We start from the raw sequence: 24,993 nt of genomic DNA, 5'->3' as shown, positions 1-24,993 counted from the left end.
GGGCCTCCGGCGCACTGGATATGGCGTAATACAACGACTCACCGAAGTGGTGGCAGGGCAGACATGGAACAGCATTCGGAAGGCTTGAGGGTGATGGTGATCGACGACTCGAAGACGATTCGTCGTACAGCGGAAACCCTGCTGAAAAAGGTGGGCTGTGATGTGATCACCGCGGTGGACGGCTTCGACGCCTTGGCGAAGATCGCCGATACCCACCCGAGCATCATCTTCGTCGACATCATGATGCCGCGTCTCGACGGTTATCAGACCTGCGCGTTGATCAAGAACAACAGTGCCTTCAAGTCCACGCCAGTTATCATGCTGTCGTCCAAGGACGGCCTGTTCGACAAGGCCAAAGGGCGCATTGTCGGTTCTGATCAATATTTGACCAAGCCATTCAGCAAGGAAGAGCTGCTCGGCGCGATCAAGGCCCACGTGCCGGAGTTTTCTCCGGTCGAGCAAGCCTCCTGACGCCAGCTGTCGCTACAACCGCCTCTTCTTCATGTATTGGAAAACATCATGGCTCGAATTCTGATTGTTGATGACTCACCGACCGAAATGTACAAGCTGACCGCCATGCTGGAAAAGCATGGTCATCAGGTGCTCAAGGCCGAAAACGGCGCTGATGGCGTTGCTCTGGCGCGCCAGGAAAAGCCCGATGTGGTTTTGATGGACATCGTCATGCCAGGCCTCAATGGCTTTCAGGCCACTCGCCAGCTGACCAAAGATGCCGAAACCAGCCACATCCCGGTGATCATCGTCACCACCAAGGATCAGGAAACCGACAAGGTCTGGGGCAAGCGCCAGGGCGCCAAGGACTACCTGACCAAACCGGTGGACGAAGCTACGCTGCTGAAAACACTTAACGCGGTGCTCGCCGGCTAAGGCCGCGCAGCGCGACACAGCAAAACAAGAAGGTCACGACAGGCATGTCAGAGACACGCACCCCCTTTCAGATCCTTCTCGGTATCGAGCAACGCTGCCGTGCGATGGCAGCTGGCTTGCCGTCGCAGCAGGTGGCGGTGCAGACCTGGAGCGGTATCGGCTTTCGTATGGGCGAACGGTACTTCGTGGCACCGATGGGTGAGGTCGGTGAAGTGTTGCACGAACCACGGCACACCTTGCTGCCCGGTGTGAAAAGCTGGGTCAAGGGCGTGGCCAACGTGCGCGGACGATTGCTGCCGGTGATGGACTTGTGTGGCTTCTTCGGCGGCGAGCTGTCGCCCCTGCGCAAGCAGCGGCGGGTGCTGGTGGTCGATCATCAGGACATCTTCGCGGGCCTGACGGTCGACGAGGTGTTCGGCATGCAGCATTTTGCGGTGGATACCTTTTCCGAGCAGTTACCGGCGCTCGAGGCATCCATCCAGCCATTCATTCATGGTTTGTTCCAGCGCGAGCAGCCCTGGTTGGTGTTCAGCCCTCATGCGCTGGCCCAGGCTCCAGAGTTTATTGACGTGGCATATAGATAGCTTTTCGGTGGGGGCGGCGTAGCCAGCCTTCTGACGTTATATGGAATTCGAAGTGCGGTAGGGTCCAGGCGGGGGCCAGATAATGAAAAAAGTAATCTCCAACAACGTACTGGCGGGGACACGGGTCGGCGCACTCGTGGCTGGGCTGTTCGTCGTCCTGATCGTCTCGATCGTGATGCTGTTCGCCAACTTTGCCTACATCAATACGCAGACCAACCACGATACCGAGTACCTCGGTCATGCGGGCGAGCTGCGCGTACTGTCCCAGCGTATCGCCAAGGATGCCACCGAATCCGCTGCGGGCAAGCCCGAAGCCTTCGCCCTGCTGCGCGACGCCCGCAACGATTTCCAGAAGCGTTGGGCTTACCTAACCGACGGTGATGCACAGACCGGCCTGCCCGCTGCGCCCGCTGATGTACAGGCGCAGATGACCGCCGTGCAGCAAGACTGGGATGCGCTGCGCCAGAACGCCGACGCCATCCTGGCCAGCGAGCAGACCGTTCTGTCGCTGCACCAGGTTGCTGCCACCCTGGCCGAAACCATTCCACAGCTGCAGGTCGAGTACGAAGAGGTAGTCGACATCCTGCTGGAAAGCGGCGCGCCCGCTGCCCAGGTGTCGGTTGCCCAGCGTCAGTCGCTGCTGGCCGAACGTATTCTCGGCTCGGTGAACAAGGTGCTCGCCGGTGATCAGGACTCGGTGCAGGCCGCCGACATGTTCGGCCGCGACGCTAGCCTGTTCGGCCGCGTACTGAGCGCGATGCAGGAAGGCAACGCGGCGATGGAAATCACCAAGGTCAGCGATCAGGAAGCCCTCGATCGCCTGGCAGAGATTTCCGAGCTGTTCGAATTCATTTCCGGTTCCGTGGACGAAATTCTCGAAACCTCGCCAGAGCTGTTCCAGGTTCGTGAGTCGGCCAACACCATCTTTACCGTGTCGCAAACCCTGCTCGACAAGGCTTCGACCCTGTCCGAAGGCTTCGAAGGCCTGGCCGACGGTCGTTCGCTGAACACCATCGCTGGTTACGTGCTGGGCGCCCTGGCGCTGGGCTCGATTCTGATCATCGGCCTGGTGATGGTGCAGGAGACCAACCGTCGACTGGCCGAAACTGCCGAGAAGAACGAACGTAACCAGACCGCGATTCTGCGTCTGCTCGATGAGATCGCCGACCTCGCCGACGGCGACTTGACCGTAGCAGCGACGGTAACCGAAGACTTCACCGGTGCCATCGCCGACTCCATCAACTACTCCATCGACCAGCTGCGTGACCTGGTAGCGACGATCAACATGACCGCCGTACAGGTAGCCGGCGCTGCTCAGGAAACCCAGGCCACCGCCATGCACTTGGCCGAAGCTTCCGAGCACCAGGCCCAGGAAATCGCCGGTGCCTCTGCCGCGATCAACGAAATGGCCGTGTCGATTGACCAGGTATCGGCGAACGCCTCGGAGTCCTCCGCGGTAGCGGAGCGTTCCGTAGCCATCGCCAACAAGGGCAACGAAGTCGTACATAACACCATCACCGGCATGGATAACATCCGTGAGCAGATCCAGGACACCTCGAAGCGAATCAAGCGCCTCGGTGAATCGTCCCAGGAGATCGGTGACATTGTAAGCCTGATTAACGACATTGCTGACCAGACCAACATCCTCGCACTGAACGCCGCGATCCAGGCCTCCATGGCCGGTGACGCAGGCCGAGGCTTCGCGGTGGTCGCGGACGAGGTACAGCGCCTTGCAGAACGTTCCTCGGGCGCAACCAAGCAGATCGAGGCATTGGTAAAAACCATTCAGACCGACACCAACGAAGCGGTTATCTCCATGGAGCAGACCACTTCCGAGGTAGTACGTGGTGCTCGTCTGGCGCAGGACGCTGGTGTGTCGCTGGAGGAGATCGAGAAGGTATCCAAGACCCTCGCCGCACTCATCCAGAACATTTCCAACGCAGCGCGTCAGCAGGCTTCGTCTGCGGGCCATATCTCCAACACGATGAACGTGATTCAGGAGATCACCTCGCAGACGTCCTCGGGTACCACCGCCACCGCCAAGAGCATTGGTAACCTGGCCAAAATGGCCAGTGAAATGCGTAATTCGGTGTCCGGCTTTACCCTGCCAAACGACGGCGAGCAGGCGTGATCGCCTGCCGTCTGGCGCATTGAGCAATGCACCAGGCGGTCGCGTGCTCGAGCGAGGGCTTCAACATGCAGTCAGGCGTCTGGGCCTTGCAGCCGTTGGCGGACATGTCCGCCACGGAGTTTCGCGACTGGCAGCAGCTGCTGGAGTCGCGCCTCGGGATGGTGGTCAACGAACAGCGCCGGATCTTTCTGCAGACCAACCTGAGTACGCGCATGCGCGAGCTGGGCATCGCTGACTACGCCAGTTATTACCGGCAGGTCACCGATGGCCCACGCGGCGCGGTGGAGTGGGCGAACCTGCTGGATCGATTGACCGTCCAGGAAACCCGTTTCTACCGCCACCCGGCTTCGTTTGAGGTTTATCAGGCTTACGTCGCCAGTCGTGGCGAGAAAGGGCTGGATAAGCCGCTGGCGATCTGGAGTGTGGGTTGCTCAAGTGGTGAAGAACCCTACTCGCTGGCTATTGGTGCCAGTGAAGTGCTAGGCGCTGAGGGGCGATTCGGGGTAACTGGTACCGATATCAGCCGCAGCGCGCTGGCGAAGGCCCGTGATGGTCTGTACGACACGCGCCGGCTGCAAGCTATGAATGAAGACCTGCGCGCGCGTTATTTCGAGCAGCAGGGCGATGGACGCTTCAAGGTTTTGCCAGAACTGGCCGCACGGGTGTGTTGCGCCAGGCTCAACGTGCTGGAGTTGGACAAAGCGCCAATGACCGGCATGGACGTTATTTTTTGTCAGAACTTGCTGATCTATTTTCGCCGCTGGCGGCGCCGCGAGATCCTCAACCGCTTGGCCGAGTGCCTGGCGCCGGGTGGTTTGCTGGTGGTCGGAGTGGGTGAAGTGGTCGGCTGGCAGCACCCGGATATGGTTCCGGTGGCCGATGAGCGAGTGCTGGCGTATACCCGCAAGGGCTAAGAGACGGAGTGTGTATGGGTGATCGGCACGACTATGTCGCCCTGGAGTGGGTCAAGGGCGAAATCGCGGAAACCCTGAAGCAGGCGCGACAGGCACTGGAGGCGTTCGTCGAGAATCCGCAGGATTCGACACGCATGCGTTTCTGCCAGACCTACGTGCATCAGGTTCACGGCACTCTGCAGATGGTCGAGTTCTTCGGCGCGGCTTTGCTCGCCGAGGAAATGGAGCACCTGTCCCAGGCGCTGATCGATGGCCGCGTCGCCAACCAGGGCGAAGCCCTGGAAGTGCTGATGCAGGCCATCCTGCAACTGCCGGTCTACCTGGATCGCATTCAGACCGCACGCCGCGACCTGCCCATGGTGGTACTGCCGCTGCTCAACGACCTGCGCGCTGCGCGGGGCGAGAAGCTGCTGTCGGAAACCAGCCTGTTCTCTCCGGATCTGTCCGCCCGCGCTGCAGCGCTCTCGCCCGAGTCGCTGACCCAGCTGCGCACCGCCGAACTGCCGGCGCTGCTGCGCAAGCTTCGGCAGATGCTGCAGGTGGCGCTGGTCGGCGTCATTCGCCAGCAGGACATGGACACCAACCTCGGTTACATGGCGCGTGTGTTCGCCCGCCTGGAAACCCTGTGTAAGAACTCGCCACTTGAGTCGCTCTGGCAGATCGCCTCGGGCGTCGTCGAAGGGCTCTCCAACGGCAGCATCGCCAACGGCACGTCCGTGCGCACGCTGCTGCGCCAGGTCGATAAAGAGCTCAAGCGCCTCACCGAGCAAGGCGCCGATGGTATCAACCAGAGCGCCCCGGACGAACTCACCAAGAACCTGCTGTTCTACGTTGCCAAGGCCTCTGTGCAATCGCCGCGCAACGAGGCGTTGCGCGAGCGTTACAACCTTGATGAAGCGCTGCCCGACCATGATGTGGTCGATGAGGAACGTGCGCGCCTGGCTGGGCCTGACCGCGACGCCATGCGTTCGGTGGTGGGCGCGCTGTGTGAAGAACTGGTGCGGGTCAAGGACAGCCTCGACCTGTTCGTGCGCAGCGACCGCGGCCAGGTCGCCGACTTGCAAGCCCTGCTGGTGCCGCTCAAGCAGATCGCCGACACCCTGGCCGTGCTCGGCTTTGCCCAGCCGCGCAAGGTCATCGTCGATCAGATCGACGTGGTGCGTGCGCTGACCGAAGGTACGCAGTCGCCGAGCGATGCCGTGCTGATGGATATCGCCGGCGCGCTGCTATATGTCGAAGCGACGCTGACCGGCATGGTCGGCCAGAGCGATGGCAACAAGCGCGAAGAAAGCCACTTGCCGACCACCGATGTCGGGCAGATCCACCAACTGGTGATCAAGGAAGCGCGCACTGGCCTGGAACAGGCCAAGGACGCGATCATCGAGTTCATCGCTTCGCAGTGGAATCACGACCATCTGGCCCGTGTTCCGGAACTGCTGACCCAAGTGCGCGGTGGACTGGCGATGATCCCGCTCGAGCGTGCCGCTGCGCTGCTCAACGCCTGTAATCGCTACATCCAGGAACAGCTGCTGGCCCGCAAGGCCGTGCCGAACTGGCAGAACCTCGACACGCTGGCTGATGCGATCACCAGCGTGGAGTACTACCTGGAGCGCCTTTCCGAGGATCACGCTAGCCAGGGCGACCTGATTCTTGACGTCGCCGAGGAAAGCCTCGGTGCGCTCGGCTACCCGTTGCAGGAAAAGCCGTCGATTCTCGACGCAGCCCCTGTCGTTGATGAGCCGGCGCCTCTGGATGATCCGCTGCACGATATCGACGTGCTGGCTGCGCCTGCTATCGACAGCGCCCCGCAGGATGCTACTGCAGAGCAGCCTGAAGACGAGCTGCCTGTTCTGGACGAGCCGGCTCCTGAGGAGCCGGCGCCGATTGTCCCCGAGGCATTCGAAGGCAGCCCTGACGTGGCTGATCAGCAGTGGCCCCAGGATGAGCAGCAGCCGGAACCGCTTGCCGCTCAGCCCGATGATTTGCCTACGCTCTCGACCGAGGTCATCGAGCCCGGTGAGCAGGCTGTTGATGCCGAGCTGACGATCACGGACGCGAACGACAGCTGGTCGCTGGCGGATGAGCAGCCTCAGGCACTGGCGCCTGAGCAAATCGAAAGCGCCTCGGAGTCCGACCTTTATAGCGTCGATCTGGGTGAACTCGGTGATGATCCGTACGCCGATGCCAAGGCATCGGTCGCCGACGACGCTTGGTCGCTGGATGATGACGATCTGCTGGGCGAACCCAGTAATGTCGCGCCTGCCACGCAGCCTGACGATTCAATCCTCCTATCCGCAGAGCCTTTGGAACTCATCGAACCTGTGCCTGCTGGCGAGCAACCCGCGTCGCTGGCTGACGAGGAGTGGTCATTCGACTTCGACGATCAACAGCCCGCTACACCAGCGACTTTGTCAGAGCAGCCAGTTGGCGCCGGTGAAGAACAGCTGTGGTCACTCGACGAGCTGGATACCCGCCTCGACCTGACCGAGATTGAGCCGACAGCTGCCGAATTGCCGCCGCTGGATCTGCCTCCTCAGGGTTTCGAAGAACAGCCGCTGGAACTCGAATCGCTGGATTTCGACGCCGACACCGATACGCAGTGGAACGAGGTCGACCTCGCCGATCTGCAACTGCCGGAAGTCGAGCTACCTGGTCTGCCCGAACCGGAAGTCGTTGAGGAGCCCGCGACAGAGAAGGCCCTGTCGATGGCCGACGTGATGGCTGCACCGGTGCAGGCGATCAACCCGCCCGCGCTGGATGTGCCGCCGAGCCTGCTGCCACCGCCCGCTGATGAAGAGCCGATCGACGAAGAGTTACGTGAAGTCTTTATCGAGGAAGCTGGCGAGGTGTTGGAAACCATCGCCGAATTCCTGCCGCGCTGGTGTGCCGATACCGAGGATCGCGAGGCACTGACCGAGATTCGCCGTGCCTTCCACACCCTCAAGGGCAGTGGCCGTATGGTGCGTGCTCTGGTTATCGGTGAGCTGGCCTGGTCCATCGAGAACCTGCTCAACCGCGTGCTCGACCGCAGCATCCTGCCGGGTGCCGAGGTCAAGCAGGTGATCAATCAGGTCGTCGAGCTGACGCCTGAACTGGTCGAAGAATTTGCTACCCAGACTCAGCGCCAGCGCGATGATGTCGATCGCCTGGCCGCCGACGCTCACGCGCTGGCCAAGGGGCTTAGTCTCCCAAAGCATGACGCCCCGGCTGCTGCGGTAGCCGAGCCCGTGGGCGAAACCGAGGCTGCCGCACCGGCGATTGAAGATCACGCAGGGCTTGACCCGCAGTTGCTGGAAATCTTCCGCAACGAGGCGGAAACCCACCTCGACACCCTGGCCGCTTTTCTCGACGACTGCGCCCGTGAAATGCCGCAGCCGGTGACCGATGATCTGCAGCGCGCCCTGCACACGCTCAAAGGCAGCGCCTATATGGCGGGTATCCTGCCGATTGCGGAAGTGGCTGCGCCGCTGGAGAAGATGGTCAAGGAGTTCAAGGCCAACCTGCTGCCGCTGGATCTGGCCGAAGCCGAAGTGCTGGTCGAAGCGCAGGCCCTGTTCCGTCAGGGATTGGCCCAGCTGGAAAGCGAGCCGCTGAAGCCGATTCCTGGCACCGAAGCGTTTCTGGCGCGCGTGCAGCAACTGCATCAACAGCGTCTCGATGATGCGCAGAGCCAACGTCAGGATGAGAATGGGGCAGGCCGTGATCCGCAGTTGATCAGCATCTTCCTGGCTGAAGGCATGGATATCCTGCTGGACGCCGAAGACCTGCTGCGCAGCTGGCGCCAGCAGCCTTCCGAGCGCCAGGAATTGAATACCCTGCTGGAAGAGCTGACGACCCTCGGCCGCGGCGCAGAAATGGCCGAGCTGCCACAGATCGATGAGTTGTGCGAGGCATTGCTGGACGTCTACGGCGCTGTCGAAGACGGCAGCCTGGCAGTCAGCGAGCGTTTCTTCGACGAGGTCGAGCAGGCCCACGAGGCGCTGGTCAGCATGATGGATCAGGTCGCTGCCGGCCTCGAAGTCAGTGCTAGCCCTGAACGAGTGGCTGCCTTGCGCGCCCTGTTCGATGAGGCTCTGGACCCCGCCAAGCTGGCGCTGCTGTCCGGCGATGTGCCCGGGTTACAGGTGGTCGAGCTGGAGGAAGCGACTCGCGCTCTGCAGGAAGCGATCGCTGACGAACCGCAAGACTTCGCTCCAAGCGCACCTGTTGCCGACGATTTGGCTGATAACGAGCTGGAATCGATCTTCCTCGAAGAGGCGGTAGACATTCTCGACAGCGCCGCCGGCAACCTGCAGCGCTGGCTCGCAGAGCCGGACAATCGCAGCGTGCTGTCGTCGTTGCAGCGCGACATGCACACGCTCAAGGGCGGTGCCAACATGGCCGGCGTAGAGCCGATCAGCGGTTTGGCCCACGAGCTTGAAGCCCTTTACGAAGGCCTGGTGGATCGCCGCTACGGTGTTTCTTCCTTTGCCACCGAAAGCCTGCAGCAGGGCCATGCCTTGTTGGCGGGCATGCTCGCCAGCCTGCAGGCGCGTCAGCCTGCTGAGCATGCGCATGAGCTCGTCGACTCCATTCGCCAGTTCCGCCAGCGTGGTGGGCAGGATGAACAGCAGGTCGAGCCGCAAGCTCCCGAGCTCATCGAGCCCGAAGTTTGGCTCGACGCCGAGCCCGAGCAACCTGCGGCCCAAGAGGAGTTGCCTGTCGAAGCGCCAGTCGTGCGCGATGAGCCGCTTGCGCAACCTCAGGCAACGGTAAACAGCGACCGCGATCCCGAGCTGGTCGAGATCTTTCTCGAAGAAGGCTTCGACATCATCGACAGCGCCGGCGCCGCATTGACGCACTGGATGGATGACGTCGACAACAGCCTCGATCTGGAGTCGCTGCAGCGCGATCTGCACACCCTCAAGGGTGGCGCACGGATGGCCGAAATCCGTGAGATCGGTGATCTGGCTCACGAACTCGAGTTTCTCTATGAAGACCTCGGCAACGGCCGCCTGCGCCCCAGCCCGATGTTGTTCGAGCTGCTGCATGCCTGTCACGACCGCCTCGCCGAAATGCTCGATGCCGTTCGTTCGCAGCGCCAGGTACCGAATGGCGACGAGCTGATCGAGACCATTCGCCGCCTACGTGCCAACCCGGACGAGCAGCTGAGCATGCCCCGGGCTGTGCCGTTGAGCGTTGCGCCGGAAGAAGCCTTCGATGCCGATGGTGACGAGATCCTCGATATCTTCCTCGAAGAAGCCGACGACCTGCTCGAAGCCATGGAAGCCGGTATCGGTCGCTGGGAAGAGCGCCGTGACGACGCCAGCTGCATTGATGACTTGCTGCGCATTCTGCACACCCTCAAGGGCGGTGCGCGCCTGGCCGGTCAGAAGCAACTGGGCGACCAGAGCCATGACCTTGAGCAGCACCTGACCGAAGCCCAGACGCAAGGCGCGCCGTGGCCGGAAAGCCTGTTTCTCGATGTGCAGTCCGGTTTCGAAGGTCTGCAGAAGAGTCTCGACGAGCTGCGTATGCGCCTGCAACAGCAGCCGCAGGACGAGCGCCCGGCCGAGCCGGAAGCGGCTCCTACCCGCGCCGTGACATCTATCGTCGCCGCCAGCGAGCAGCCATCCGTAACAACTGAGCACCGCGTACTGCCGTTCGTGCAGCGTGCCGAAGTGGCTGCTGAAGAAGCTGCTGCGCGGCGCGCTCCGCAGGAGCTGGTCAAGGTCCCGGCCGATCTGCTCGAAGGCCTGGTCAACCTAGCTGGTGAAACGTCGATCTTCCGTGGCCGTGTCGAGCAGCAGGTCAGCGACTTCGGCTTCACCCTCAGCGAGATGGAAGCGACCATCGACCGCGTGCGCGATCAGCTGCGCCGCCTCGATACCGAAACCCAGGCGCAGATTCTCAGCCGCTACCAGGCCGAGGCCGAGCGCGCCGGTTACGAGGATTTCGATCCGCTGGAGATGGACCGTCACTCGCAGTTGCAGCAGCTGTCGCGGGCATTGTTCGAATCGGCCTCCGACTTGCTGGACCTGAAGGAAACACTGGCCTCGCGTAACCGCGATGCTGAAACCCTGCTGTTGCAGCAGGCGCGGGTCAACACCGAACTGCAAGAAGGCCTGATGCGCACGCGCATGGTGCCGTTCGATCGCCTGGTGCCACGCCTGCGCCGTATCGTGCGCCAGGTGGCCAGCGAACTGGGCAAGCAGGTCGAGTTCACCGTCGGCAACGCCGATGGCGAAATGGACCGTACGGTGCTGGAGCGCATCGTCGCGCCGCTCGAACACATGTTGCGTAACGCCGTCGACCACGGTATCGAGAGCGCTGCACTGCGTAGCAAGGCCGGTAAGCCGGAGCAAGGCAGCATCCGTCTGGAGCTGGGCCGCGAAGGCGGCGACATCGTGCTGACGCTCAGCGACGACGGCGCCGGTATCAACCTCGATGCGGTGCGCCGCAAGGCCATCGAGCGCGGTCTGATGGACGCCGGTGCCGACCTGGGCGAACACGAGATCCTGCAGTTCATTCTCGAGGCGGGTTTCTCCACCGCCGAGAAGGTCACGCAGATTTCCGGTCGCGGCGTCGGCATGGACGTGGTCAACGCCGAGGTCAAACAGCTCGGCGGCTCGATGAGTATCGACTCGGTCGTAGGCGAAGGCACGACCTTCCGTATCCGCCTGCCGTTCACCGTGTCGGTCAACCGCGCGCTGATGGTGCTCTCCGGCGAGGACCTGTACGCCATTCCGCTTAACACCATCGAAGGTATCGTGCGGGTTTCGCCGTACGAGCTGGAAAGCTATTACGGCCCGGATGCGCCGCGCTTCGAATACGCCGGCCAAGCCTACGAACTGCGTTATCTGGGCGATCTGCTCAATAACGGCCAGCATCCCAAGCTGGTCGGCCAGAGCCTGCCATTGCCGGTGATTCTGGTGCGCTCCAACGATCACACGGTCGCGGTGCAGGTCGATTCGCTGGCCGGTTCGCGGGAGATCGTGGTGAAGAGCCTCGGCCCGCAGTTCGCTACCGTGCCTGGAATTTCCGGTGCGACCATCCTCGGTGACGGCCGCGTGGTGGTGATTCTCGACCTGCTGGCAACCATTCGTGAGTTGCATGCCCATCTGCAGTATCAGGTGCGGCCGCGGCTGTCGGCTGATGCCGGTGCGCCCGAGATTGAAGTCGAGCGCCCAACCCTGGTCATGGTGGTGGACGACTCGGTTACCGTGCGCAAGGTCACCAGCCGCCTGCTTGAGCGTAACGGCATGAACGTGCTGACCGCCAAGGACGGTGTCGACGCCATCGCTCAACTGCAGGAGCATCGTCCCGACATCATGTTGCTGGACATCGAGATGCCGCGCATGGATGGTTTCGAGGTCGCCAACCTGATTCGTCACGACGAAAGCCTCAAGGATCTGCCGATCATCATGATCACCTCGCGTACCGGTGAAAAACACCGCGATCGGGCGATGAGCATTGGCGTCAACGAATACCTCGGCAAGCCTTATCAGGAGTCGCTGCTGCTCGACGCCATCGAGAAATGGACGAAGCGCTCATGAGTGCCAGCAACGCTGCGCGCATTGCCGTGATCGCCGATACCTCGTTGCAGCGCCATGTGCTGCAGCAGGCCCTGAGCAGCAATGGTTATCAGGTGGTACTCAACAACGATCCGGCGCGTCTTGACGACGCGGCTTTGCAGGCCTGCGAGGCGGACCTGTGGCTGGTCGATCTGGTGCAGTCCGATGATCTGCCTCTGATCGATACCCTGCTGGCCGACTCCAACGTGCCTGTTCTGTTTGGCGAGGGCCATGCGCCGGAGCGCAGCTCCGAGCATTACCCGCGTTGGGAGCGCCGTTTGGTCGGCAAGCTGAAGAAGCTGGTCGGCGACCCTGCCCTGGCCACTGCTGGTGGCGGTCTGGATGGTCTGCTCACCGAAGCGCAGCGCCCCGGGCGTATCGAATTGCCGGCGGTGCTCGCCAACACAACGTTGCAGGCTGGGGAGCCCGCCAAACAGGTCTGGCTGTTGGCGGCATCGCTTGGCGGCCCGGCTGCGGTGAAGGCCTTTCTCGACGCGCTGCCTGGCGGCCTGCCGATCGCCTTTCTCTACGCTCAGCATATCGATCCCAGCTTCGAAGCCACGCTGCCCCAGGCCGTTGGCCGGCACAGCCAGTGGCGGGTCGGCACGGTGCGTGATGGCGACACCCTGCGCTGCGGCGAAGTGGTCGTCGTGCCGATCAGCAATGAGCTGACCTTCGCTGATGACGGTGTGATGCGCGTCGTCAACCGTCCCTGGCCCGAGCCCTACAGCCCGTCGATAGACCAGATGATGCTCAATCTGGCGCAGCGTTACGCCGCCGCCAGCGGTGTGATCGCCTTCAGCGGCATGGGCAGTGACGGCAGTGCTGCCGCGGCCTACGTGAAACGCCAGGGCGGGGTCATCTGGACCCAGCGGGCCGACAGCTGCGCCTGCTCTAGCATGCCTGACAGCCTGCGCGAAGGTGGCTACAGCAGCTTTACCGCTGAGCCACGAGAGCTGGCCGCCGCCTTGGTCGAGCACCTTGCCGAGCAATGCCGCTAGGCCGTCGTCTTTCTTTTACCCGTTCGCTGCATAACAGGATGTTTTCATGAGCCAAGCCGTCGTTACCCAGAACAGCGTCAGCAGCCTGACCGGTCTGGTCGTGCCGTTGGCCGATCGTACGCTGCTGCTGCCCAACGTGGCGGTGGCAGAGCTGATTGCCTATCGCGCTCCGCCGGCCATGGCCGGGATGCCCGACTGGTTTCTCGGCCAGGTGGCCTGGCGTGACCTGAGCCTGCCGCTGCTGAGCTTCGAGGCTGCCAGTGGGGCTCAGCCGGTAATCGGCGATGGCGCGCGTATCGCGATTCTCAACGCCATCGGTGGCCGTGCCAACGTCAAGTTCATTGCCTTGCTGGTGCAGGGCATCCCGCGTTCTCTGCGTGTGAACGAGGATCTGCCGCGGGCGGATGTCGAGCTGGCGCCGCTGGAACTGGCGGCCGTCAAGGTCGACGACGCGGTGCTGCGCATTCCCGATCTGGAAGGGCTTGAGCAGTTGCTCGCTGATGCCGAACTGATCTGATCGGCATCAGCGTCGCGCACAGCCAGGTTTCAGTCTCGCCGTGGCAGCATCGCGCTGAGCACGCCATCACGCAGCAGATAATGGTGCCAGAGCGCCATAGCCGCATGGCCCAGAATCAGTGCGAACAGCAGGTACTTGGCTGTCAGGTGAAATTGGCGGGCGATTGCCCGGGCTTCATCAGAAAGCGGCAGCGGACCAACGCTCAGCAACCAGAACAGCTCCACTGGCCGCTTGCCGAACAGCAGGCCGCTGAGCGGCATCAATAGCAGCAGCAGGTACAGCGCGGCGTGAGTGGTCTTCGATGCGTGACGCTTCCAGCGCGCGCTAGTTTCCAGCAGCAGTGGTTCGCCCAAGCGAGCGCGGATAACTAGACGCAGCAAGGTAAGCAGCAGAATTGTCAGACCGAGGGATTTGTGCAACGTGAAGACGCCGCCGGCACTGCCCAGCACGTCAGCGATCAGGTCTTGGCTGTAGGGCAGCAGCAGCGTGCAGATGACCAGCAGCGCGCTGAGCCAATGCAGAAATATCTGAGTACCCGAATAGCGCGCTCTCATGGCATCCCTTCTCGTCACGCTAGGTGAACCGGCTCAAGCACTCAGCATAGTCAATCGGCCATGGTTTTCTTAGGGCTTTGCTGCCAAATCGCTACGCCAGCCCATGAGTGATCGAGCAGACTGAGAACAACGGCAAAGAACCTAGAAGTCGCCCCAGAGATGCTGCGCTACCGACAGTGCCACAACTGGCGCGGTCTCGGTGCGCAATACTCGCGGGCCCAGGCGTGCAGCCTGGAAGCCTGCAGCCTGGGCCTGTTCGACCTCGGCATCGCCAAGGCCGCCTTCAGGGCCGATCAGAAAGGCCAGCGAGGACGGTTTGGCGTGGCTGCTCAATGGCTCGGCAACCGGATGCAGCACCAGCTTGAGGTCTGCTCTGCTCTGCTGCAGCCAGTCGTTGAGGGTGATGGGCGAATGAATCAACGGCAGCATCGAACGGCCGCATTGCTCACAGGCGCTGATCGCCACCTGGCGCCAGTGCGCCATGCGTTTGTCGGTGCGCTCGTCTTTCAGGCGCACCTCGCAGCGGGCACTGATGATCGGGCTGATCTCCTGAGCTCCGAGCTCGGTGGCCTTCTGGATCGCCCAGTCCATACGCTCGCCGCGCGACAGCCCCTGCCCAAGATGGATGTGCAGCGGCGACTCGGCTTGCCCGGCGAATTGTTCGCGCAGCTCGACGCGCACGTTCTTCTTGCCCACTTCGATCAGCTCGCCGAGAAACTCCTGGCCGCTGCCATCGAACAGTTGCACGGCATCGCCCACCGAGTGCCGCAGCACGCGGCCGATGTAATGGGCTTGAGCTTCCGGCAGCTCGTGCTGGCCGAGCGATAAAGGGGCGTCGATGAAGAAGCGGGAAAGGCGCATGGCGATATAGGGCGTAATGGTGGGGGTGGCAGCATAACCGGGTGAGTGATTTTGTGCAGGTTGTGAGGCGACTCGTCATCGAGAGCGGCAGGTGGAGTGAGCTGCCACCTACCGTCTACCGTTGCTCATCAGCCCGGATCGCGAAAGCCGGGGTAACGGGTGTCGGTGGCCACGCTGACTGAGGTGCGGGTGGCCAGGTCGATGCCTTCGCTGGCGACGTCGGCAAGGAAGTCGATCTGCTCTTCGCTGATCACGTAGGGCGGCAGGAAATACACCACGCTGCCGAGCGGCCGCAGCAGTGCGCCGCGGGTCAGAGCATGTTGGTAGACCTGCAGGCCGCGACGCTCCTGCCAGGGGTAGGCGACCTTGCCGGCTTTGTCTTGGACCATTTCGATGGCCAGGGCCATACCGGTCTGGCGTACTTCGGCGACATGCGGGTGATCCGCCAGATGCGCCGTGGCGCTCGCCATGCGGCTGGCCAGCTTTTTGTTGGCCTCGATCACGCCGTCCTCTTCGAAGATGTCCAGCGTCGCCAGGGCAGCCGCGCAGGCCAGCGGGTTGCCGGTGTAGGTGTGTGAGTGCAGGAAGGCGCGCAGGGTGGCGTAGTCGTCGTAGAAGGCGCCATAGACAACATCGGTGGTCAACACCGCTGCCATCGGCAGATAGCCGCCGGTGAGCGCCTTAGACAGCACCAGGAAGTCCGGGGTAATGCCGGCCTGCTCGCAGGCGAACATAGTGCCGGTACGGCCGAAGCCGACGGCGATCTCGTCGTGAATCAGGTGCACGCCGTAGCGATCACACGCTTCGCGCAGCAGCGTCAGGTAGATCGGGTGATACATACGCATGCCGCCGGCGCCCTGAATCAGCGGCTCGACAATCACCGCCGCCACTTCGTGGTGGTGTTCGGCCAGGGTTTGCTCCATGGCGGCGAACATCGTCCGAGAGTGTTCCTCCCAACTCACGCCCTCCGGGCGCAGGTAGCAGTCCGGGCTCGGCACCTTGAGGGTGTCGAGCAGCAGCGCTTTGTAGGTGTCGGTGAACAGCGCCACGTCGCCCACCGACATCGCTGCCACGGTCTCGCCGTGGTAACTATTGGTCAGGGTCACGAAGCGCTTCTTCGCCGGTTTGCCGCTGTTGAGCCAGTAGTGAAAGCTCATCTTCAGCGCCACTTCGATCCCGGAAGAACCGTTGTCGGCGTAGAACACCCGGTTTAGGCCTGGCGGGGTGATGCTCACCAGACGTTCGGACAGCTCCACCACCGGTTGGTGGCTGAAGCCGGCCAGCATCACATGCTCAAGGGTGTCGATCTGCGCCTTGATGCGCTCGCCGATACGTGGGTTGGCGTGCCCGAACACGTTCACCCACCAGGAGCTCACCGCATCGAGGTAGCGCTTACCCTCGAAGTCTTCCAGCCATACACCTTCGCCACGGCGGATCGGAATCAGCGGCAGGCGCTCGTGGTCCTTCATCTGTGTACAGGGGTGCCAGAGGACGTCCAGGTCACGCTGCATCCAGTGTTGGTTGCTCATCGAGTCGCTCTCCCAATTGTCAGCGGGCAAGCCTATCAGATGCGCCTGCCGGTTGTTTTCTCGCGTCGGCAACCGTCGGTCTATCTGAAACGACCAGTCGGTATGGGTCCCCTGAACATCTCTAAAACACTTTTGACTAACTCGGTTGGCAAGCAATCGGCTGCGTTAGCTATCGTCTTTGTTGATGTTTCATAGCAACAATTTCTGCTATTACTCGATAGGTTTGTTGCTAATCTCTCTCCAACTCAATTTCTGGAAGCAGGCCATGCAGTGGCGTAATTCTACGTTCCGTTACGGTCTTATCAGTGTTTCTCTGCATTGGCTGGTGGCCATTGCAGTTTTCGGCCTGTTTGCCCTGGGTTTCTGGATGGTCGGCCTGAGCTACTACAGCAGCTGGTACCAGACCGCGCCGAACATTCATAAAAGCATCGGCATTCTGCTGTTTGTGGTCATGACTGTTCGCGTGCTGTGGCGTCTGGCTAGCCCGCCACCTCCGGCACTGCCCGAACACGGTCGGCTGACCCGAGTGGCCAGCAAGCTGGGGCATGCTTTTCTGTACCTGGGCCTGTTCGTGCTGATGACCTCGGGCTACCTGATTTCCACCGCCGAGGGTCGCCCGATTAGCGTGTTTGGCTGGTTCGACGTGCCTGCTAGCGTGACCAGTATTCCCAATCAGGGCGATGTTGCTGGTTTGGTCCATGAGTATCTCGCTTGGGCTATCGTGATCTTTGCGGTTCTGCATGGCCTGGCTGCGCTGAAACACCACTTTATCGACCGTGATCGCACCCTGCTGCGTATATTCGGGCGCTGATTCTCAGCTGTTTCTTCGGCATTGCTGCGCGATGCCGTTCCTTTCGTTCCACAAGGAGTTCTTATGTTGAAGAAGACTTTCGCCGCACTGGCTCTGGGCACCGCGCTGCTGAGCGCAGGCCAGGTGATGGCTGCTGACTACGCCATCGACAAACAAGGCCAGCACGCCTTCGTCAATTTCAAGATCAGCCACCTGGGCTACAGCTGGCTTTACGGCACCTTCAAGGATTTCGACGGTACCTTCAGCTTCGATGAGAAGAACCCTGAGGCCAGCAAGGTCAACGTGACCCTGAAGACCGAAAGCGTCGACACCAACCACGCCGAACGTGACAAGCACATTCGCAGCAGCGACTTCCTCAACGTGAGCAAGAACCCGACTGCGACCTTCGCATCCACAGCCGTTAAATCGACTGGCAAGGACACCGCCGACATCACCGGCGACCTGACCCTCAATGGCGTCACCAAGCCAGTGGTCATCGCCGCCAAGTTCATCGGCGAGGGTAAAGACCCGTGGGGCGGCTACCGCGCCGGTTTCGAAGGCAGCACCAAGCTGAAGCTGAAAGACTTCAACATCGAGAAAGATCTGGGCCCGGCTTCGCAAGAAGTCGAGCTGATCATCTCCGTGGAAGGCGTGCGCAAGTAAGCCTGACGCTAGAAACAAAAACGCCGGCTCTGAGCCGGCGTTTTTGTTTGTGGACCTTTTGAATACCGGGGCCGTGGGCCCCGGTATTCAACGAGCCATCACTCGCTGTCGCGGTTGCGGGTCAGCAGAGCAGGCTTCTCGCCACGTGGGCGGCTGCTTGGCAACTGATCGAGCTGTTCGGCGGTCGGCAGGCGATCACTGCGCGAAGCCTTGTGCATGATGATCGGCTGCTTCTCGGGAGTGTCGCGACGCGGGCCTTCACGACGTGGCAGCTCATCACGGTTCAGCGAAGTGGTGACGTTGTCACGTGCACCACGGCCACGGTTGTCGCCGCCGCGGTTACGACCGCCGCCTTGACCCTGGCCCTGACGTTTGCCGCCGCCATTGGCACCCGCGCCACCGCCGCCGGTACGCGGGCCTTTGCCCTGACCACGTGGAGCCTGGCCTGCCGCACCGCCGGCATTTTGACCGCCGCCTGGACGACGACCACGGCCTTGCGGCTTCTCCTGGGTCGGTACGTAGTCAGCGCGGTTACCGAAGTTGTCGATCTCGTCATCGCGGAACTCGTCCGGTGCGCGATCCGGTGGCAGGGCCGGGGCGCCTGCTGCAGGCGCTGGGCGTGCCTGGCTGCGCGGCTGTTGGCCGCGAGCTGGCTTGGCCTTGGCCTGGGGCTGAGTTTTCGCTCGGCCGCCGTCCTTGCCTTTGTCGCGACGGCCGCCATTCTGGCGTTCGCCTTCCGGCTTGGCACCACGCGGTTGACGCGGCTTCTGCGGCTCACGAACTTCCGGGCGCTCGGCCTCGACTTTGCTGGCATCGAAGCCCATCAGATCGCCGTCAGGGATCTTCTGCTTGGTCATCCGCTCGATGCCCTTGAGCAGCTTCTCTTCGTCCGGCGCAACCAATGAGATCGCCTCACCGCTACGACCGGCACGGCCGGTACGGCCGATACGGTGTACGTAATCTTCTTCGACGTTAGGCAGCTCGAAGTTGACCACGTGAGGCAACTGGTCGATATCCAGGCCGCGGGCGGCGATATCGGTTGCGACGAGGATGCGAACCTGATTGGCCTTGAAGTCGGCCAGGGCTTTGGTACGGGCGTTCTGGCTCTTGTTGCCATGAATCGCTACGGCCGGCAGGCCGTGTTTGTCCAGGTACTCGGCCAGGCGGTTGGCGCCATGCTTGGTACGGGTGAACACCAGTACCTGTTCCCAGGCGCCTGCGGTGATCAGGTGAGCGAGCAGGGCGCGCTTGTGGCTGGCCGCCAGACGGAATACGCGCTGTTCGATACGCTCGACCGTGGTGTTCGGCGGCGTGACTTCGATGCGCTCCGGGTTGTGCAGCAGCTTGCCGGCGAGGTCGGTGATGTCCTTCGAGAAGGTCGCCGAGAACAGCAGGTTCTGACGCTTGGCCGGCAAGCGGGCGAGGACTTTCTTCACATCGTGAATGAAGCCCATGTCGAGCATGCGGTCGGCTTCGTCCAGCACGAGGATTTCCACGTGGGACAGGTCGACGCTGCCTTGGCCGGCGAGGTCGAGCAGGCGACCCGGGCAGGCGACCAGTACGTCGACGCCCTTGGCCAATGCCTGCACCTGCGGGTTCATGCCAACACCACCAAAGATGCAGGTACTGACGAATTTCAGGTCACGGGCATATAGCTTGAAGCTGTCATGCACCTGGGCGGCCAGTTCGCGAGTGGGAGTGAGCACCAGTACGCGGGGCTGTTTCGGGCCGTGGCGTTGTTCGCGATCCGGGTGACCGTTGGGGAACAGTCGCTCAAGGATCGGCAGCGCGAAACCGCCTGTCTTACCTGTACCCGTCTGGGCTGCAACCATCAGGTCGCGACCTTGCAACGCGGCGGGAATGGCCCGCTGTTGCACCGGAGTGGGCTGGGTGTAGCCGGCGGCTTCGACCGCACGGACTAAAGCCTCGGAGAGACCGAGGGAGGCAAAGGACATGTGAAATCCTGTCTGGTGAGGGCGTGGCCCTATAGGTGTCGTGCCTGGCTTGAATCACGCGTGGGGCGCGCAATCCCGACCGGTACTGCTGACCACTGGGGGTTAGCATCCGGGCGCAAGCCTGGCGGGAAGGCCCGAGTGTAACAGGATTGCAGAGGATCGGCACAACTAGCCGCCGACTGGCACTGCGCTACCTGCGGGCCGGTTCTCGTTTCATGATTCGCCAAGCGTACCCGGCGAAGCGCGTCAATCGCCTTGGGCATCGGCATCTTCGCGTTTGACCGCTTTATGCTGATCTTCACTGCTGCCCAGTTTCCAGTAGCTGGAGATATACAGATCCTTGCGATCGACCTGGCGCTCCTGCTTGAGGTGCTGGCGCAGCGCGCGCATGCCGCTGAATTCGCAGGCGGCCCAGATGCTGGGGCGGCCCGGCAACCACTCAAGCTGGCGTACATGATCGACCAGCAACTGGCTGTTTTCACCTGGGTGCGGGTTGATCAGCCAGTGCAGTTCGATGCCGGCAGGATGCCGCAGCGGCTGTATATCGCGCTCGTCGATCACTTCGATGATCGCGTGGCCTTTGGCGTCGGCATGCATCTGTTCCAGGTTGACGCTGATCGCCGGCAGCGCGGTCATGTCGCCAATCACCAGAAACCAGTCGGCGCTGTTGTCGACCAGTTTCTTCGGGCCCGGGCCGCCAATCACGATGCTGTCACCGGGCTTGGCATCCTTGGCCCACTGCGAGGCCGGGCCGGCATCTTCATGCAGCACGAAGTCGACGTCGAACTGATCGGCGCGTTGCTGGCGCACGGTGTAGGTGCGAACCAGATCCTTGTCGCTGCCGGGGGGCGAGAACATCAGCTTGATATAGGCGCTTTCCTGGTCGCGGGGGAAGCTATCGATCTCGCCGCCGCCCAGGGTCACGCGCAGCATGTGCGGGGTGACCAAGTGCGATGAAATGACCTGCAGCGTGCGGGGCGCGGGACGTGCCATGGTGATCTCCTGGGCAGGTAAGTGATCGTGCAGCGAGGGCTCTGAGCCCTCGCGCGGGTCGGCGCTTAGCTAACCACCCGGTAGCACGGCTCATAGGCGGTGCCGCCTGGCAGCTTCATGCGGTGCTGCTCGACAAAGGCCTGCAGCAGGCGGTCGAGCGGTTGCATGATGGTCTTGTCGCCGCGCAGCTCGTAAGGGCCGTGTTCTTCGATCAGCTGGATGCCGTGGGCTTTGACGTTGCCGGCGACGATGCCGGAGAAGGCGCGGCGCAGGTTGGCCGCCAGCTCGTGCACCGGCTGCTCGCGGGTTAGGTTGAGACCCGCTATGGCCTCGTGGGTTGGCTCGAACGGGTGCTGGAAGCTTTCGTCGATCTTCAGCAGCCAGTTGAAGTGGAAGGCGTCGTTGCGCTCGCGGCGGAATTGCTTCACGGCCTTGATGCCGGCGGCCATGTGGCGCGCCACTTCGGCCGGATCGTTGGGGATCAGCACGTAGCGTTTCTGCGCCTCGCTGCCCAGCGTCGCGCCGATGAAATCGTGCAGTTGCTGCAGGTACGGCTCGGCGCTCTTCGGCCCGGTCAGCACCAGCGGGAAGGGCAGGTCGGCGTTGTCCGGGTGCATGAGGATACCCAGCAGGTAGAGGAACTCTTCCGCCGTACCCGCACCGCCCGGGAAGATGATGATGCCATGGCCGACGCGCACGAAGGCTTCCAGGCGTTTTTCGATGTCAGGCAGGATCACCAGCTCGTTGACGATCGGGTTCGGTGCCTCGGCGGCGATGATGCCCGGCTCGGTCAAGCCCAGGTAGCGGGCGCCGAGGATGCGCTGTTTGGCGTGGGAGATGGTCGCGCCCTTCATCGGCCCTTTCATCACGCCCGGGCCGCAGCCGGTGCACACGTCCAGGGCACGCAGGCCCAGTTCGTGGCCGACCTTCTTGGTGTACTTGTATTCCTCGGTGCTGATCGAGTGACCGCCCCAGCACACCACCATCTTCGGCTCGGCGCCGGCACGCAGGGTGCGGGCGTTGCGCAGCAGGTGAAACACGTAGTCGGTCAGGCCGCTGGAGCTGTCGACATCGACGCGCTTGTTCTCTAGTTCGCTCTGCGTGTAGACGATATCGCGCAGGGCGCTGAACAGCATTTCGCGGGTGCTGGCGATCATCTCGCCATCGACGAAGGCATCGGCTGGCGCGTTGATCAGTTCCAGGCGGATGCCGCGATCCTGTTGGTGAATCTTCACTTCGAAGTCCGGGTAGGCCTCGAGGATGGTCTTGGCGTTGTCGCTGTGCGAGCCGGTGTTGAGAATCGCCAAGGCGCACTGACGGAACAGCGCATACACGCTGCCTGAACCAGTTTCGCGCAGTTGCTGGACTTCACGCTGAGAGAGGGTTTCCAGGCTGCCTTTCGGCGACACCGAGGCGTTGATTTTTTGGCGAGTGAGCATGCAGGCATCCCGTGATAACGCGACAACTCGAGCCGGTCCTGGCTGATCGCGCGATGAAGAATTCAGTCCCGGCAAGGCGACCCAAAGTGGGGCGTGCGGGCAATGGCGCTGTACTGTCGACCAGCAGAGGGGGCTCGGTCAACAGGGCACGCAGGTAGGAAATAGGCCGGCCGCGAAAGTTCTCTCTTTCGCGGCCTGGGGGCTGGTGACGTTTCAGCGCGAGCCGTGCGTGAAACGTCAATAGACCCCGTCACTCAGCCTTGCAGGTTCTTCCACACCGCCAGGCTTGGGGCTGCCTGGTTGAGGGTGTAGAAGTGCAGGCTGGGTGCGCCGCCGTCGAGCAGGCGGCGGCACATGTCGGTGATCATCTCTTCGCCGAAGCGCTGAATGCTCTGGGTGTCGTCGCCGTAAGCTTCCAGTTGCTTACGTACCCAGCGTGGCAGCTCGGCGCCGCAGGCGTCGGAGAAGCGCGCTAGCTTGCTGTAGTTAGTGATCGGCATGATCCCTGGGATCACCGGGATATCGACGCCCATCTTGCGAACGCGCTCGACGAAGTAGAAGTAGCAGTCGGGGTTGAAGAAGTACTGGGTGATCGCACTGCTGGCGCCGGCCTTGGCCTTGCGCACGAAGTTGGCGATATCGTCTTCGAAATTGCGCGCTTGTGGATGCATTTCCGGGTAGGCAGCAACTTCGATGTGGAAATGATCACCGGTTTCCTGGCGGATCAGCTCGACCAGATCATTGGCATGGCGCAGCTCACCGCTGGACATGCCCATGCCTGACGGCAGGTCGCCACGTAGGGCGACGATACGGTTGATGCCCTTGCTCTTGTACAGGTTGAGCAGCTCGATCAGCTCGGCCTTGCTGTCGCCCACGCACGACAGGTGTGGCGCGGTCGGCACCTTCACTTCGCCATCGAGCTGCAGCACGGTATTGAGGGTACGGTCGCGGGTGGAACCACCGGCGCCATAGGTGCAGGAGAAGAAGTCCGGGTTGTAGCCGGCCAGCTCTCGCGCGGTATTCAGCAGTTTTTCGTGGCCGGCATCGGTCTTCGTCGGGAAGAACTCGAAACTGACGTTTGCACGTTTCTGAGACATGAGAGTTCCTTGAGGCTGCACACCGCAGGCTGCGCGCCTGCGGTGTGCACTACCCAATCAGTAGCGGTAGCTGTCTGGCTTGAACGGGCCTTCGACCGGAACACCGATGTAATCGGCCTGCGGTTTGGTCAGTTGAGTGACCACGCCACCAAAGCCTTTCACCATTTCCAGGGCGACTTCTTCGTCCAGCTTCTTCGGCAGCACTTCGACGGTCAGGCGCTCGGCCTTCTTCTCGGCGGAGAGAGTGGCGAACTTCTGCTCGAACAGGAAGATCTGCGCCAGTACCTGGTTGGCAAAGGAGCCGTCCATGATGCGGCTCGGGTGACCGGTGGCATTGCCCAGGTTCACCAGACGGCCTTCGGCCAGCAGGATCAGATAGTCGTCGTTGCGAGGATCGAACTGGCCAGCACCGGTGCGGTGGATCTTGTGCACCTGCGGTTTGACTTCTTCCCAGGCCCAGTTCTTGCGCATGAAAGCGGTGTCGATTTCGTTGTCGAAGTGACCGATGTTGCAGACCACGGCGCGGGCTTTCAGCGCCTTGAGCATGCCGGCGTCACAGACGTTGGCGTTGCCGGTGGTGGTGACGATCAGGTCGATCTTGCCCAGCAGGGCCTTGTCGATGCAGGCGTCGGTGCCGTCATTGCGGCCATCGATGTACGGCGAAACCAGCTCGTAGCCGTCCATGCAGGCCTGCATGGCGCAGATCGGGTCGATCTCGGAAACCTTGACGATCATGCCTTCCTGGCGCAGCGAAGCGGCCGAGCCCTTGCCCACGTCGCCGTAGCCGATGACCAGCGCCTGCTTGCCGGACAGCAGGTGGTCGGTACCGCGCTTGATGGCATCGTTGAGGCTGTGACGGCAGCCGTACTTGTTGTCGTTCTTGCTCTTGGTGACCGCGTCGTTGACGTTGATCGCCGGGATCTTCAGGGTGCCGGCCTTAAGCATGTCGAGCAGACGGTGTACACCCGTGGTGGTTTCCTCGGTCACGCCGTGGACGTTTTCCAGCACTTGCGGGTACTTGTCATGCAGGATCTGGGTCAGGTCGCCGCCGTCGTCGAGCACCATGTTGGCGTCCCACGGCTTGCCATCCTTGAGGATGGTCTGTTCGATGCACCACTCGTACTCGGCTTCGGTCTCGCCCTTCCAGGCGAATACCGGAATACCGGCAGCGGCGATGGCTGCAGCGGCCTGATCCTGAGTCGAGAAAATGTTGCACGACGACCAGCGCACTTCGGCGCCCAGCGCGGTTAGGGTCTCGATCAGCACGCCGGTCTGGATGGTCATGTGGATGCAACCGAGGATCTTCGCGCCTTTCAGCGGCTGGCTGGCGGCGTACTTGCGGCGCAGGCCCATCAGTGCCGGCATTTCGGACTCGGCGATGATCAGTTCTTTGCGGCCCCAATCGGCCAGGGAAATATCGGCGACTTTGAAGTCGTTAAAAGCAGCGCTCATGCAAAAGCTCTCCAATCGTTGATCAGTGATCAGATAGGTGAAAACCGGTACCAGGCCGATGGCCATTGCACGCTA

The 24,993-nt window shown here is 62.1% G+C and carries 18 protein-coding genes; 10 read left to right on the top strand and 8 right to left on the bottom strand.

Features of this window, described 5'->3' with window-relative positions; genetic code table 11:
- Positions 1 to 63: 63 nt before the first annotated feature.
- The 8 genes from pilG to BUC40_RS04530 all read left to right on the top strand — a co-directional run bounded on the left by pilG (position 64) and on the right by BUC40_RS04530 (position 13,585).
- On the top strand, positions 64 to 471 hold the full coding sequence (pilG, locus tag BUC40_RS04565; protein ID WP_013789447.1) for a twitching motility response regulator PilG: 408 nt from the start codon (positions 64 to 66) through the stop codon (positions 469 to 471).
- A 48-nt stretch (positions 472 to 519) separates the two neighbouring features.
- Positions 520 to 885, top strand: coding sequence for a twitching motility response regulator PilH (gene pilH, locus BUC40_RS04560; protein ID WP_013789448.1), 366 nt, complete (start codon positions 520 to 522; stop codon positions 883 to 885).
- A gap of 44 nt (positions 886 to 929) precedes the next feature.
- Positions 930 to 1,469: a chemotaxis protein CheW gene (locus BUC40_RS04555; protein WP_073263026.1), complete on the top strand. Its 540-nt coding sequence runs from the start codon at positions 930 to 932 to the stop codon at positions 1,467 to 1,469.
- A gap of 82 nt (positions 1,470 to 1,551) precedes the next feature.
- Complete coding sequence (locus BUC40_RS04550) at positions 1,552 to 3,600, top strand: methyl-accepting chemotaxis protein (RefSeq protein WP_073263024.1); 2,049 nt, start codon at positions 1,552 to 1,554, stop codon at positions 3,598 to 3,600.
- 65 nt (positions 3,601 to 3,665) lie between these two features.
- Entirely contained in the window at positions 3,666 to 4,514 is an 849-nt protein-coding gene (locus BUC40_RS04545; RefSeq protein WP_073263879.1) for a CheR family methyltransferase, read from the top strand.
- A 14-nt stretch (positions 4,515 to 4,528) separates the two neighbouring features.
- Complete coding sequence (locus BUC40_RS04540; RefSeq protein WP_073263022.1) at positions 4,529 to 12,049, top strand: Hpt domain-containing protein; 7,521 nt, start codon at positions 4,529 to 4,531, stop codon at positions 12,047 to 12,049.
- Positions 12,046 to 13,068, top strand: a complete 1,023-nt coding sequence (locus tag BUC40_RS04535; protein ID WP_073263877.1) for a chemotaxis protein CheB — start codon at positions 12,046 to 12,048, stop codon at positions 13,066 to 13,068. Before BUC40_RS04540 ends, BUC40_RS04535 begins: the two co-directional genes overlap by 4 nt.
- 46 nt (positions 13,069 to 13,114) lie before the next feature.
- On the top strand, positions 13,115 to 13,585 hold the full coding sequence (locus BUC40_RS04530; protein ID WP_073263020.1) for a chemotaxis protein CheW: 471 nt from the start codon (positions 13,115 to 13,117) through the stop codon (positions 13,583 to 13,585).
- A gap of 29 nt (positions 13,586 to 13,614) precedes the next feature.
- Here BUC40_RS04530 and BUC40_RS04525 read toward each other — a convergent pair whose 3' ends face one another.
- The 3 genes from BUC40_RS04525 to BUC40_RS04515 form a co-directional block, all read right to left on the bottom strand.
- The gene (locus tag BUC40_RS04525; RefSeq protein WP_073263018.1) at positions 13,615 to 14,139 is read right to left on the bottom strand and encodes a cytochrome b; all 525 of its coding nucleotides are present in this window, start codon (positions 14,137 to 14,139) and stop codon (positions 13,615 to 13,617) included.
- A 141-nt stretch (positions 14,140 to 14,280) separates the two neighbouring features.
- Positions 14,281 to 15,000 carry a 16S rRNA (uracil(1498)-N(3))-methyltransferase gene (locus BUC40_RS04520; protein ID WP_073263016.1) on the bottom strand — a complete coding sequence of 240 codons (720 nt, stop codon included), beginning with the start codon at positions 14,998 to 15,000 and terminating at the stop codon, positions 14,281 to 14,283.
- 128 nt (positions 15,001 to 15,128) lie between these two features.
- Positions 15,129 to 16,529, bottom strand: coding sequence for an adenosylmethionine--8-amino-7-oxononanoate transaminase (locus BUC40_RS04515; RefSeq protein WP_073263014.1), 1,401 nt, complete (start codon positions 16,527 to 16,529; stop codon positions 15,129 to 15,131).
- Positions 16,530 to 16,794: 265 nt separating this feature from the next.
- On the opposite strand from BUC40_RS04515, the gene BUC40_RS04510 reads away from it, so the two are divergent.
- Positions 16,795 to 17,340 (top strand): cytochrome b, encoded by a 546-nt coding sequence (locus tag BUC40_RS04510; RefSeq protein ID WP_073263012.1) that lies wholly within the window; start codon positions 16,795 to 16,797, stop codon positions 17,338 to 17,340.
- 63 nt (positions 17,341 to 17,403) lie between these two features.
- Positions 17,404 to 17,982, top strand: a complete 579-nt coding sequence (locus BUC40_RS04505; RefSeq protein ID WP_073263010.1) for a YceI family protein — start codon at positions 17,404 to 17,406, stop codon at positions 17,980 to 17,982.
- 98 nt (positions 17,983 to 18,080) lie between these two features.
- Here BUC40_RS04505 and rhlE2 read toward each other — a convergent pair whose 3' ends face one another.
- From rhlE2 to ahcY, 5 genes are all read right to left on the bottom strand, one after another.
- Positions 18,081 to 19,937 carry an RNA helicase RhlE2 gene (gene rhlE2, locus BUC40_RS04500; RefSeq protein WP_073263008.1) on the bottom strand — a complete coding sequence of 619 codons (1,857 nt, stop codon included), beginning with the start codon at positions 19,935 to 19,937 and terminating at the stop codon, positions 18,081 to 18,083.
- A 246-nt stretch (positions 19,938 to 20,183) separates the two neighbouring features.
- Positions 20,184 to 20,930: a siderophore-interacting protein gene (locus BUC40_RS04495; protein WP_073263006.1), complete on the bottom strand. Its 747-nt coding sequence runs from the start codon at positions 20,928 to 20,930 to the stop codon at positions 20,184 to 20,186.
- A gap of 65 nt (positions 20,931 to 20,995) precedes the next feature.
- Positions 20,996 to 22,369, bottom strand: a complete 1,374-nt coding sequence (ppnN, locus tag BUC40_RS04490; protein WP_073263004.1) for a nucleotide 5'-monophosphate nucleosidase PpnN — start codon at positions 22,367 to 22,369, stop codon at positions 20,996 to 20,998.
- A 254-nt stretch (positions 22,370 to 22,623) separates the two neighbouring features.
- Positions 22,624 to 23,466, bottom strand: a complete 843-nt coding sequence (metF, locus tag BUC40_RS04485; protein ID WP_073263002.1) for a methylenetetrahydrofolate reductase [NAD(P)H] — start codon at positions 23,464 to 23,466, stop codon at positions 22,624 to 22,626.
- 57 nt (positions 23,467 to 23,523) lie between these two features.
- Positions 23,524 to 24,918 (bottom strand): adenosylhomocysteinase, encoded by a 1,395-nt coding sequence (gene ahcY / locus BUC40_RS04480; protein ID WP_073263875.1) that lies wholly within the window; start codon positions 24,916 to 24,918, stop codon positions 23,524 to 23,526.
- Between the last annotated feature and the right edge of the window lie 75 nt (positions 24,919 to 24,993).

This window comes from Phytopseudomonas punonensis, from assembly GCF_900142655.1.
Classification (GTDB): domain Bacteria; phylum Pseudomonadota; class Gammaproteobacteria; order Pseudomonadales; family Pseudomonadaceae; genus Aquipseudomonas; species Aquipseudomonas punonensis.
Note: the sequence above shows the minus strand (reverse complement) of the source record. Positions and strands in the feature narration are given on the sequence as shown.

What these genes read in the sequence shown, in the direction of transcription:
- pilG (WP_013789447.1), top strand. Translation starts at nt 64, where the DNA reads ATGGAACAGCATTCGGAAGGCTTGAGGGTGATGGTGATCGACGACTCG.
- pilH (WP_013789448.1), top strand. Translation starts at nt 520, where the DNA reads ATGGCTCGAATTCTGATTGTTGATGACTCACCGACCGAAATGTACAAG.
- BUC40_RS04555 (WP_073263026.1), top strand. Translation starts at nt 930, where the DNA reads ATGTCAGAGACACGCACCCCCTTTCAGATCCTTCTCGGTATCGAGCAA.
- BUC40_RS04550 (WP_073263024.1), top strand. Translation starts at nt 1,552, where the DNA reads ATGAAAAAAGTAATCTCCAACAACGTACTGGCGGGGACACGGGTCGGC.
- BUC40_RS04545 (WP_073263879.1), top strand. Translation starts at nt 3,666, where the DNA reads ATGCAGTCAGGCGTCTGGGCCTTGCAGCCGTTGGCGGACATGTCCGCC.
- BUC40_RS04540 (WP_073263022.1), top strand. Translation starts at nt 4,529, where the DNA reads ATGGGTGATCGGCACGACTATGTCGCCCTGGAGTGGGTCAAGGGCGAA.
- BUC40_RS04535 (WP_073263877.1), top strand. Translation starts at nt 12,046, where the DNA reads ATGAGTGCCAGCAACGCTGCGCGCATTGCCGTGATCGCCGATACCTCG.
- BUC40_RS04530 (WP_073263020.1), top strand. Translation starts at nt 13,115, where the DNA reads ATGAGCCAAGCCGTCGTTACCCAGAACAGCGTCAGCAGCCTGACCGGT.
- BUC40_RS04525 (WP_073263018.1), bottom strand. Translation starts at nt 14,139, where the DNA reads ATGAGAGCGCGCTATTCGGGTACTCAGATATTTCTGCATTGGCTCAGC.
- BUC40_RS04520 (WP_073263016.1), bottom strand. Translation starts at nt 15,000, where the DNA reads ATGCGCCTTTCCCGCTTCTTCATCGACGCCCCTTTATCGCTCGGCCAG.
- BUC40_RS04515 (WP_073263014.1), bottom strand. Translation starts at nt 16,529, where the DNA reads ATGAGCAACCAACACTGGATGCAGCGTGACCTGGACGTCCTCTGGCAC.
- BUC40_RS04510 (WP_073263012.1), top strand. Translation starts at nt 16,795, where the DNA reads ATGCAGTGGCGTAATTCTACGTTCCGTTACGGTCTTATCAGTGTTTCT.
- BUC40_RS04505 (WP_073263010.1), top strand. Translation starts at nt 17,404, where the DNA reads ATGTTGAAGAAGACTTTCGCCGCACTGGCTCTGGGCACCGCGCTGCTG.
- rhlE2 (WP_073263008.1), bottom strand. Translation starts at nt 19,937, where the DNA reads ATGTCCTTTGCCTCCCTCGGTCTCTCCGAGGCTTTAGTCCGTGCGGTC.
- BUC40_RS04495 (WP_073263006.1), bottom strand. Translation starts at nt 20,930, where the DNA reads ATGGCACGTCCCGCGCCCCGCACGCTGCAGGTCATTTCATCGCACTTG.
- ppnN (WP_073263004.1), bottom strand. Translation starts at nt 22,369, where the DNA reads ATGCTCACTCGCCAAAAAATCAACGCCTCGGTGTCGCCGAAAGGCAGC.
- metF (WP_073263002.1), bottom strand. Translation starts at nt 23,466, where the DNA reads ATGTCTCAGAAACGTGCAAACGTCAGTTTCGAGTTCTTCCCGACGAAG.
- ahcY (WP_073263875.1), bottom strand. Translation starts at nt 24,918, where the DNA reads ATGAGCGCTGCTTTTAACGACTTCAAAGTCGCCGATATTTCCCTGGCC.